The sequence below is a fragment of the Mesorhizobium sp. M1A.T.Ca.IN.004.03.1.1 genome (assembly GCF_003997555.1).
Classification (GTDB): domain Bacteria; phylum Pseudomonadota; class Alphaproteobacteria; order Rhizobiales; family Rhizobiaceae; genus Mesorhizobium.
This window is the reverse complement of the sequence record NZ_RZTV01000150.1, coordinates 1-306: the sequence shown is the minus strand read 5'-3', so window position 1 is coordinate 306 and position 306 is coordinate 1. Positions and strand designations below refer to the sequence as shown.

The following is a 306-nucleotide window of genomic DNA, read 5'->3' as shown; positions in this document are numbered from 1 at the left end:
ATGGTCGAGAACGGCAATGTCAGCCAGAGCGACGGCGCGGAAGCCAAGAAGCAGCCGCTCGGCGTCACCGCCCGCAGCAACGGTCCCTCGCTCTTCGCGTCCGATTACTTCGCCGAAGCCGTGCGCCGCCAGCTGATCGACCAATATGGCGAGAAGGTTCTCTACGAGGGCGGCCTTTCCGTGCGCACATCGCTCGATCCGCAGATGCAGCTCGCCGCGCGCAAGGCGCTGCAGGATGGCCTCGTGACCTATGACGAGCGCCGCGGTTTCCATGGGGCCGTCAAGCAGATCGACGCAAGCGGCGAC

At 65.7% G+C, this 306-nt stretch carries 1 pseudogene; it reads left to right on the top strand.

Going from position 1 to position 306, the window contains the following annotated elements:
* Positions 1-306, top strand: a pseudogene (locus EOD29_RS31100) (penicillin-binding protein); the annotation flags it as partial.